The sequence below is a fragment of the uncultured Zhongshania sp. genome, assembly GCF_963975605.1.
In the GTDB taxonomy this organism is placed as follows: Bacteria; Pseudomonadota; Gammaproteobacteria; order Pseudomonadales; family Spongiibacteraceae; genus Spongiibacter; species Spongiibacter aquimaris.
Genome location: NZ_CAXBHN010000042.1, coordinates 1 through 8,821, shown reverse-complemented (window position 1 = coordinate 8,821; position 8,821 = coordinate 1). Strand labels below are relative to the sequence as shown.

Below are 8,821 nucleotides of genomic sequence, written 5' to 3'. Positions count from 1 at the left end.
AGAGTAGCTTCTAGGCGGCAACGATATTAGATGGGGTTTATTGAGCGTTTACAAATAAATAGCGATTATCATCATTCAAATTAGACATCACCGAAAACGCTGACTCGTTATTGAGTCCGCGGACTAGAGCTTCATATGCGAACACTTCTTTTGTTCTACAGTTCACGATTGGTTGAAACGCCATAGTAAAATCAAAATCAAGCTTTCCATTATCCGCACAATTTTCACAGGAAAACCTATCGTAAACCATTACGTCTTTATCGCTATTCTCGCCCATACAGTCCCCTCACCGATTCATGCCAATAGCGCTAACAAAATTTACCCCAACTCTATTGACCCGAAATAAATAGCGCAAGTATCCATATTTAAGCAAGGCATACGCAAAAAACAAGGTATCCAGATTTTGGCCCAGCTCGCCAGCGCACAAACGCCGCAGAATAGATTAAGCACCAAATAGAGCAAGGTCATTAGCGGATAATCATAGCAACACAAAGACCAATAATGCACAGGGATGCTATGTACCTGCGCCAAGCCAACATCCCATTTAGCACTCATAGCACCATAGTTGGAATAAGATTCATCCCCCCCAATTTCATCATGGAGATTTGCTGCAGCCAAGAGTACAATGAGACTCATTACTATTTGGGCGCGAAAAATTCCTGCTATGAACCTATCTCAGCTGCCCAAAGGCGGCCAAGCACCCTCGCAAAGTGACGGTGATGGGGAGCAAATTCTTAGCTTTAAGATAAATACCAGCGGGAATTAAATTAGGACTTCGGTACAGGTCGCTTAAACGGGGCAGCATAACCACGCGGCGTCACGAGTAAGTTAATAAAACCCTCATTGCTTGGCTCTCGCGCCAGCTCCTCAACCCAGTCACTCAAGTGCTTGGCTTGGGCGGGAATCAATCGATGTTCGATATGATCAACAATGTGGTATTGCATTCCAAAACTCTCTAGCAATTCGATAAGCTGATGGCCATCAGCTCCCGAATGGCGAATCCCGTAAGGGCAAAATTCCAGAATAATACAAAGGTGCGCGCTATTGGCAGCAATAAGATTCCGCAGTCCATTTACCACAAAATACTCGGCGCCCTGAGTATCTATTTTTAAGAAATCTATATGTTGGGTTTGGGGTTCAAGGTGTTGATCGCCGTGCACCAGCCGAATAGAACGGCTATGGCGTTCACCGCCGTCCGAATAAATACGATGGTCACCAAAGTTATCAGACGACAGAAACAACTTGCCGTCTTCGTTGCGGTCACTAAGTGCTAAAGGGTGAAGCACCACGTTGTACAACTGATTCAGGCTGACGTTTTCCTGTAACAAGGCAAAGTTCTCTACGTCCGGCTCGTAAGCTATAACTTGACCTTCTTGCCCTGCAATCGCGCTGGCCAATAAGGTGTAGTAACCGATATTGGCACCGATATCGAGAAAGACCCCACCGGGGTGAAAGTGGGTGACGACGAGATGGGTTTCGTAGGGTTCCCAGCACTGCTCATTACGCAGCTTTTCAGAAATAATGGTGTCGTTTGCGCCGTGAACATTCATTGTCAGCCGCTTACTCATCCGCTCGTTCAATCCAGCTATATTGAGTTCAACGAGCTGCGCGGCGTCATTCGCCGGAATCTGATTATTATTAGCCATTATCCCTACCCTATGTAAAATTCGGGTAGCCAGCCCAGTAGTATTGCAGGTCGGCATTCTGCCAGTTTGCATAAATTTGCGACCAACTTAAGTCATCAATACGCCAGCCGTGATGCGGCTCCAAATTACTAGAGAATACCGGGGCGCCGTAGTCGCAAAAGCGGGTATCGACACTCATTCGCACAACCGAATCACTGATATTAGGTTGTGCGGCGTGCACGGTAAACGCATTGAATATAATGACGTCGCCCTGACTCACATCAGACACATGCCACGAGGTTTCGTCTGGGTAAATCTCGCACTGAACATTGCCGACACCAGGAGATTTTACGACTTCCCGCATACCGCGTTTATGCGAAGCAGGCAGTATTTTGAGGCGCCCCATCTCAGTTGAAATATCATGCAGAGCAACCCAGATACCCGCCATGGTGCTAGGGGCAACATGAGAGCGAGCATCTTGATGGGGTGGGGTTTCATAGCCTACCTTCTTTGGCGTTGATATTCGCGCCATCTTCATGGGGTATACAAATACCTCGCTGTTACTGACCGTGCGCATCAGCTGTAGAAGATGAGGATCGTGGAAGAAACCATGAAAAGATTCCAAGGCTTGGATTTTAGGATATACCTCGTCCCAAATGGCATCGGTTTCTACAAAGGCGTCACCGGTGAGCACGGGCAATTGCCGGGATTCATCCAGCGCGACGTGAGGCGATAAGCGAGAGAGGATGTCACTCAGCAAGGCTTCACATTTTGAGGCGGCCGCATAGTGTTTGAAGTAGAGATAACCCCACTCCTGAAACCGGCTGCGAAGAATGTCCGGCGCCTCATTGGCGTCCGAAACGATAAGGGCTTGATCACTGGCCATGAAGATGGATGCCAAATTAGAATAAGGGAATTTTGCTAAAAACTATCTCTTCGATTTTACGCAAGACAGAATCGGAACGCTAATATTTAGCTATTAAAATTAAGACAGAATAGTGCACTGACACATCTCCAGATCGTAAATATCTAAAAGGGATAAAGTGCTAATGAAATTAATTATTAAGAGAGCTCATCACGTCTGTAAAGCATCAGCTGGCATTTACTCTGTTGCCGTTTTGCCCCCAACATGCCCCAATATTAAATTCACCAATTTTTCTAAAAGCGCCTCGGGCAAGTCGTGTCCCATTCCCGCCACCAATTCCAAGCGCGCGTTTGGAATGCGACCAGCGGTATCTCTTGCACCCTTCAGTGGCAGCATAGGATCTTTGTCGCCGTGAATAACTAAGGTAGGCGCATTTATTTTTGACAGTATTTTCTGGCGACTGCCCGAGGCCATAATAGCGGCCATTTGCCGTGCTTTACCCGGCGGGTAATGAGCGCGCTCATAGGCAGCTTCGATACGCGCACGCAGCTGTTGCACTGGGTCGCCAAGTTCTGGACTGGAGATTAATTGCCAGGTTTTTAATGAATGGGCTATTTGCGCATCGCGATCTGGGGCGGCTTTATTCAATATATGCCAGAGTATTTTAGGTTTCATTCCCCCGTAGCTGGAACTCGACATTAATGACACCAAGGAGTTGACGCGCTCCGGATAATTTACAGCGAGCAATTGCGCGATCATACCGCCCATCGACGCGCCAACAATATGAGCACTGGAAATACTTAAGGCATCTAGCAAGGCAACCGTATCGGCTGTCATATCATCTAAGGTGTAGGCGACCTTGAGAGGCAGTTTAAGCTGCTGGCGCAGCCGCAGGGCAATAACATTCGGAACCGCCGCGTCATTCAATTTGGTCGATAATCCAACGTCGCGATTATCAAAACGAATAACGCGATAGCCGCCATCCGCCAAGCGGTGGCAGAAGGATTCCGGCCACACAATTAACTGACTTGCGTATCCCATAATGAGCAAAATGACGGGGGCATCTGGCGCGCCAATTTCTTCGTAGGCCAGTTCAATGCCTTCGCTTACTGCAATGCGGCTGCGCGTCCACTCCATACCAAAGATCCCCTAATGATGAGAGCTGTAATAACAGCCATAGCTGCCTGAAAGGCCACTAAGAATATATTACATTGCTGGCACCGCTTTTAGGGAGTTTTGCGGGCAATTTAGCGATTGTGGAGCACGTCGCTGTCGTGGTCTTTGAAGTAAATGCGAAAGGGCCAATCGCGACTTTTACCAATGTAGACATAAAAACCGTAACGATCTTCACTGTAATCTTTTACAAACTCATAGCGTGGCGGAACTGCGGCGTCGTCATCTGATTTTAGCTCCGGCGCGGTAACCAGAATTTCCTCGATCTCCATTGCCGGCGAGTCACCTTTGCGCGGCACCGAGATCAATACTCGGTATTCCCCTGACTTTTCACCTTGCTCCACAGCCTCAACCGTCACCCCCGTTTTCTCGTCTACAAAACCAACTTCTCCTTTAATATCTCCTGTTTCAGCGGCATTCGCCGTACAGCAAGTAGCACCGAATAAAAGGCATGCGGCGATAATTCGGAGCTGATTCATTATAATATCCTATTGATTTCAAGAGAGTTTGAGTGACGCTATGAGCGTGATGCTAACACCCATTGTCCATGACCGTTAAGTAAAACCCAGTCTATTGCACTCAGTATAGATAGCTTTGACCTGCTGTCACTAAATTGCAGCCACAAAAAAGCCGCCCGTAGGCGGCTGAATAGCGAGAGGCTAATCTATTAACTACAGAATGCCTCTCCTGCCGCTATACGCTTACCTAGCTTTGCTAAGGTTTTTGCAGAACTTCCCAGCGCCATTTCATTGTGGCGCAACCACGTGCAGTAACGCCAAAGCGGGTAATCCCTATCGATGCCAGTGCCGCCATGTAAATGCTGGGCAGCATAGCTGACGCGGTGACCGACATCGCCAGCCCAGATTTTGGCGATTTGTACTTCGTTTGTCGCGTCCAAGCCACCGTCTAAGCGACTAATCGCCTGATATGTGTTTAAGCGCAGACACTCAACATCAATGAAGCAATTTGCGGCCCGGTGACCCACTGCTTGAAAGGTAGAAATTAATACACCAAATTGTTTACGCTCGGCGGTGTAAGACGCAGACATGCGCATGGCTTTGTCGCTCGCACCCAACTGATGCGCACATAATGCCACGGTGCTGCGCTCTGCGATCCACTGCATTGCCGCGCTACCGTCGCTACCCGTTGCTAATATATCGCCAGCGCCAATACGGACATTATCTAAGTGCAGCACGTATTGCGGCTCATAGCTTGTCACTTGCTGCGCGGTAAGACTTACACCCGCTGCTTTGGGGTCTAGTAATACAACGGCGATACCGTCATTGGTTCTGGCAGCCAACAGTATTCTATTGGCGATATGCGCAAACGGCACATTGGTTTTCTCGCCATTAAGGAGCAAACCATCACCGTCAGCACTGGCCGTCGTCAAATAGGGCTGTGCAGGGTCGTCGTTATAAGCTTCGCACAATGCCGCCGTAAGCATCAGCTCACCACTAGCCACCCCTGGCAACCACTGCTGCTTTTGCGCCGTGCTGCCAAACTGCTGAATGGGTAATGCAGCTGAAATCAGATGCGAAACTAAAGGCAGTGGCGCAATGGTACGTCCCGCTTCTTCCACTAATAATCCCAGCTCGAAAAAGCCAAAGCCCATGCCGCCGTATTCTTCACTGACGGCCACGCCGAGCAAGCCGGCTTCGGCAAGTTTTTGCCACAGCTCACGATCAAAGCGCTCTGCTTTATAGTCGTCGTACTGACTTAATTTCTCAGCACTTACATTCTCACTCAATATCTGGCGCGCCAAATTCTGTACGTCGCGCTGCTGCTCAGAAAATCCGAAATCCATGATCTAATCCTCAATATCGTAATTCGCAGAATTAACGCGATGCACGCGGCATCCACAGGCCTGCTGCAGAAATAATGTCGCGCTGTATTTCATTGGTACCACCACCAAAGGTGATGATCGAGGCGGTGCGATACAAACGCTCTATTCGCGATGCAATCGGATTCGCGCCGTCGGTTCTGCGACTGATTAGAGAGGCTTCACCAATCACCTCGCCCAAGAGACGATACACTTCGATGAAAAATTCCGAGCCATATACTTTGGCTGCCGAGGCATCTGCCATTTCAAGATTGCCTTCGGTCATCGCCCAAGCTTGCTTGTAACAAACCAGTTTTAAGGCCTCTACACCCGCCCGCACCTTGGCAAGATTGATTTGCACCCAGGGCTCGTCAATAAGCTTACCGCCAGTGGGCAAATCCAATTGCTGAGCCCAACGCACGATATTGTTGAACATTTCTGCGGTTGGACCAAAGTTAACCAAACTCAAACGCTCACGGTTTAACTGACTGGTAATGAGCTTCCAACCACCGTGCAACTCGCCAACCATGGCGTCGTCAGCTACTCGAATATTGTCATAGAAGGTCGCATTGGTTCTCACTTCACCTAGAGTGTGAACGGCGCTGCAGCTCCAGCCCGGATCGCTGGTCGGCACCATAAACATGGAAATGCCTTTATGGGGTTTGGCTGCATCTGGGTCAGTGCGGCATGCCAACCACACGTAGTCACAAAAATGTGCGAGGCTTGTCCACATTTTCTGGCCGTTGATGAGCCAACCGTCGCCGTCTTTCACCGCGGTAGTTTTAAGGCTCGCGAGGTCGGTGCCTGCGCCCGGCTCTGAATAACCAATCGCAATAAGACACTCACCCGCTAAGATCTTGGGCACAATTTCGCGCTTCTGACGCTCATTACCATGTTCAGCCAGCTGCGGCCCAACAGATTCCGTGGTGAGAAAGGGGAACGGGTAGCCCGCCCGCATCACTTCTTCAACAAAAATGAACTGCTCGATAGGGCTCATTCCGCGGCCACCTAGCTCTTTAGGCCAGCCCACCCCTATCCAACCGTCTTTACCCATCTTTTTGAGTGCTTCTCGCCACAGCGGTCCGCCACCCTCGCCCATTGCTTCATCACACTCAGCTTTTAAGTCTGGGGTCATCAAATTTTCAAAATAGGCCCGCAACTCTTTGCGCAAGGCGTCTTGCGCTGCGGTAAACTCAACTTTCATTTCCGTCCCCTACTATTGATCGTTTATCTTTACAGGCCAATCATAGGCCTTGGCCCAGTTACCACAATTGCAAATTCACTCACCCCAGTGACAATTGCAGTCAGGTGATTAGCAAGCCGTAATCAGCCATTCAGACGATAGCGCCAAGTTACTGATCTTGCGATGATTTGCCTGTTAATATGAGACAGATTCGCAGGCCTAACTAACCCCTACTTGCGGCATCACCCGTCCATTCGGTGGAGACTTAAAATGACCAACAAACCCGTGCAGGCCGCCATAGAGGGCTGGTTCACACTCGACACGGATACCCCACATCTTATTGGCGCTTGCTGCGATAAATGCGGGACTTACTACTTTCCTAAAACGCTGAGCTTTTGTAAAAACCCCGCGTGCGACAGCACCACATTCAATGAAGTGGAGCTTAGCCGTACGGGCAAAATTTGGTCTTACACCAATGCTTGCTACAAGCCACCGGAGCCGTTTGTTGCCGAAGAGCCCTTTATTCCGTATGCCATCGCGGCGGTGGAATTAGAGAAAGAGAAAATGATCATTCTCGGGCAAGTAGTCAAAGGCGTAGATGTTGATCAAATGAAAGTCGGACAGACCGCAGAACTGGTGCTCGAAACCCTGCACGAAGATGACGACGCCATCAAAGTCACCTGGAAATGGCAGCCACAGCGCTAAACACCGCCCAAGGAGAAGTAGTAATGAGTCAAGATATTGCAGTATTGGGCGTCGGCATGCACCCCTGGGGTAAATGGGGACGCAATTTTAGCGAATACGGCGTTTACGCTGCACGTGAAGCACTAAAAGACGCAGGTATACCCTGGCAAGACGTTCAGTTTGTATCGGGCGCTGCGACCATGCGCTGCGGCTACCCCGGTTACGTGGCGGGCGCCACCATCGCCCAAGCTTTAGGCTGGCAAGGCGCTCAGGTGAATACCTCGTATGCCGCCTGCGCCTCCGGTTCACAAGCATTGGCGGCTGCGCGAGCAAAGATTCTCGCCGGCGAATGTGAGGTTGCTTTAGTGGTTGGCGCCGACACCACGCCAAAGGGCTTTTTGGCACCGGCCAAGGGCTATCGCCCTGAAGATCCAGATTGGCTGCGCTTCTATTTAGGCATCACCAACCCAAGTTATTTTGCTCTATACGCCCGTCGTCGCATGGACTTATACGGCGACACCGAGGAAGACTTTGGACTGGTAAAAATTAAAAATAGCGAAAACGGTTTCACCAACCCCAATGCGCGCTATAAAAAGAAATTCACCATGGAAGAGATTAAAAACTCCGCCATGGTCGCCGACCCGCTGCGCTTGCTACAAATTTGCGCAACCTCTGATGGCGGCGCGGCAATGATTGTATCTAGCATGGAATACGCAAAGCGCATCGGTAAAGCCAACGCAGTTAAAGTTGCCGCGGTGTCTACCGTCACACCAAGTTTTGCCAGTGCCGTGGTTGAAATGCCCGACATTGCCACCGATTCAGCCGCCGCTGCTGGTGTTGAAGCTCACAGCTTCCGCGCGGCACTGCCGAAAAAGGCCTACGAACAAGCCGGCATTGGGCCGGAAGATGTCAGCCTAGCGGAGGTGTACGACTTGTCGTCGGCGCTGGAGCTAGATTGGTACGAAGACCTGATGCTGTGCCCGCGCGGCGAAGCGGCTCAGTTAGTTCGCGAAGGCGCCACCAAACTGGGTGGACGCCTACCGGTAAATACATCTGGCGGCTTAGCCTGCTTTGGTGAAGCTGTACCGGCGCAGGCAATAGCACAGGTGTGCGAGTTAACGTGGCAGCTGCGCGGTCAAGCGGGCGAGCGGCAGATAGCCAACCCCAAAGTGGGTATCACCGCCAACCAGGGCTTATTTGGTCACGGCTCTTCTGTGATCCTCAAGAAATAGCGCCGGAAAGAATGACACTGACGTAACGCCAAAACTGCATTTGCTCACCCCCCTACATCGTCATACTCGGCCACGACCGAGTATCCGGGGTGAGCGAAGCAAATGCCTTTAGCGTCAGACGTCTGACTACCTATGCCCGTCAAATCTAATCGTTTTTTACGAGCACAGGACGGCTCATAGCCCGCTGTACAAACACCCACATGGGTTACAGATTTGCCCAGTCACATAGGTAACACATTT

General features: G+C 50.2%; 9 protein-coding genes. 2 read left to right on the top strand and 7 right to left on the bottom strand.

The window, feature by feature from the left end; translation table 11 throughout:
- Window positions 1-37 precede the first annotated feature (37 nt).
- The 7 genes from AAC007_RS17335 to AAC007_RS17305 all read right to left on the bottom strand — a co-directional run bounded on the left by AAC007_RS17335 (window position 38) and on the right by AAC007_RS17305 (window position 6,686).
- Window positions 38-277 (bottom strand): hypothetical protein, encoded by a 240-nt coding sequence (locus AAC007_RS17335; RefSeq protein WP_339678503.1) that lies wholly within the window; start codon window positions 275-277, stop codon window positions 38-40.
- Between the two features lie 490 nt (window positions 278-767).
- Window positions 768-1,646: an FkbM family methyltransferase gene (locus tag AAC007_RS17330; RefSeq protein ID WP_339678501.1), complete on the bottom strand. Its 879-nt coding sequence runs from the start codon at window positions 1,644-1,646 to the stop codon at window positions 768-770.
- A gap of 10 nt (window positions 1,647-1,656) precedes the next feature.
- A complete protein-coding gene (locus tag AAC007_RS17325) occupies window positions 1,657-2,511 on the bottom strand; it encodes a phytanoyl-CoA dioxygenase family protein (RefSeq protein ID WP_339678499.1) in 855 nt (284 codons plus the stop codon).
- 216 nt (window positions 2,512-2,727) lie between these two features.
- On the bottom strand, window positions 2,728-3,627 hold the full coding sequence (locus AAC007_RS17320) for an alpha/beta hydrolase (protein ID WP_339678496.1): 900 nt from the start codon (window positions 3,625-3,627) through the stop codon (window positions 2,728-2,730).
- Window positions 3,628-3,737: 110 nt separating this feature from the next.
- Window positions 3,738-4,142 (bottom strand): hypothetical protein, encoded by a 405-nt coding sequence (locus AAC007_RS17315; protein WP_339678494.1) that lies wholly within the window; start codon window positions 4,140-4,142, stop codon window positions 3,738-3,740.
- A gap of 188 nt (window positions 4,143-4,330) precedes the next feature.
- A complete protein-coding gene (locus AAC007_RS17310; RefSeq protein WP_295872737.1) occupies window positions 4,331-5,467 on the bottom strand; it encodes an acyl-CoA dehydrogenase family protein in 1,137 nt (378 codons plus the stop codon).
- Between the two features lie 31 nt (window positions 5,468-5,498).
- On the bottom strand, window positions 5,499-6,686 hold the full coding sequence (locus AAC007_RS17305; protein ID WP_295872739.1) for an acyl-CoA dehydrogenase family protein: 1,188 nt from the start codon (window positions 6,684-6,686) through the stop codon (window positions 5,499-5,501).
- A 249-nt stretch (window positions 6,687-6,935) separates the two neighbouring features.
- On the opposite strand from AAC007_RS17305, the gene AAC007_RS17300 reads away from it, so the two are divergent.
- Window positions 6,936-7,370 carry an OB-fold domain-containing protein gene (locus tag AAC007_RS17300; protein ID WP_339678491.1) on the top strand — a complete coding sequence of 145 codons (435 nt, stop codon included), beginning with the start codon at window positions 6,936-6,938 and terminating at the stop codon, window positions 7,368-7,370.
- Window positions 7,371-7,393: 23 nt separating this feature from the next.
- A complete protein-coding gene (locus AAC007_RS17295; RefSeq protein ID WP_295872743.1) occupies window positions 7,394-8,581 on the top strand; it encodes a lipid-transfer protein in 1,188 nt (395 codons plus the stop codon).
- Window positions 8,582-8,821: the final 240 nt, after the last annotated feature.

What these genes read in the sequence shown, in the direction of transcription:
- AAC007_RS17335 (WP_339678503.1), bottom strand. Translation starts at nt 277, where the DNA reads ATGGGCGAGAATAGCGATAAAGACGTAATGGTTTACGATAGGTTTTCC.
- AAC007_RS17320 (WP_339678496.1), bottom strand. Translation starts at nt 3,627, where the DNA reads ATGGAGTGGACGCGCAGCCGCATTGCAGTAAGCGAAGGCATTGAACTG.
- AAC007_RS17330 (WP_339678501.1), bottom strand. Translation starts at nt 1,646, where the DNA reads ATGGCTAATAATAATCAGATTCCGGCGAATGACGCCGCGCAGCTCGTT.
- AAC007_RS17295 (WP_295872743.1), top strand. Translation starts at nt 7,394, where the DNA reads ATGAGTCAAGATATTGCAGTATTGGGCGTCGGCATGCACCCCTGGGGT.
- AAC007_RS17325 (WP_339678499.1), bottom strand. Translation starts at nt 2,511, where the DNA reads ATGGCCAGTGATCAAGCCCTTATCGTTTCGGACGCCAATGAGGCGCCG.
- AAC007_RS17300 (WP_339678491.1), top strand. Translation starts at nt 6,936, where the DNA reads ATGACCAACAAACCCGTGCAGGCCGCCATAGAGGGCTGGTTCACACTC.
- AAC007_RS17310 (WP_295872737.1), bottom strand. Translation starts at nt 5,467, where the DNA reads ATGGATTTCGGATTTTCTGAGCAGCAGCGCGACGTACAGAATTTGGCG.
- AAC007_RS17305 (WP_295872739.1), bottom strand. Translation starts at nt 6,686, where the DNA reads ATGAAAGTTGAGTTTACCGCAGCGCAAGACGCCTTGCGCAAAGAGTTG.
- AAC007_RS17315 (WP_339678494.1), bottom strand. Translation starts at nt 4,142, where the DNA reads ATGAATCAGCTCCGAATTATCGCCGCATGCCTTTTATTCGGTGCTACT.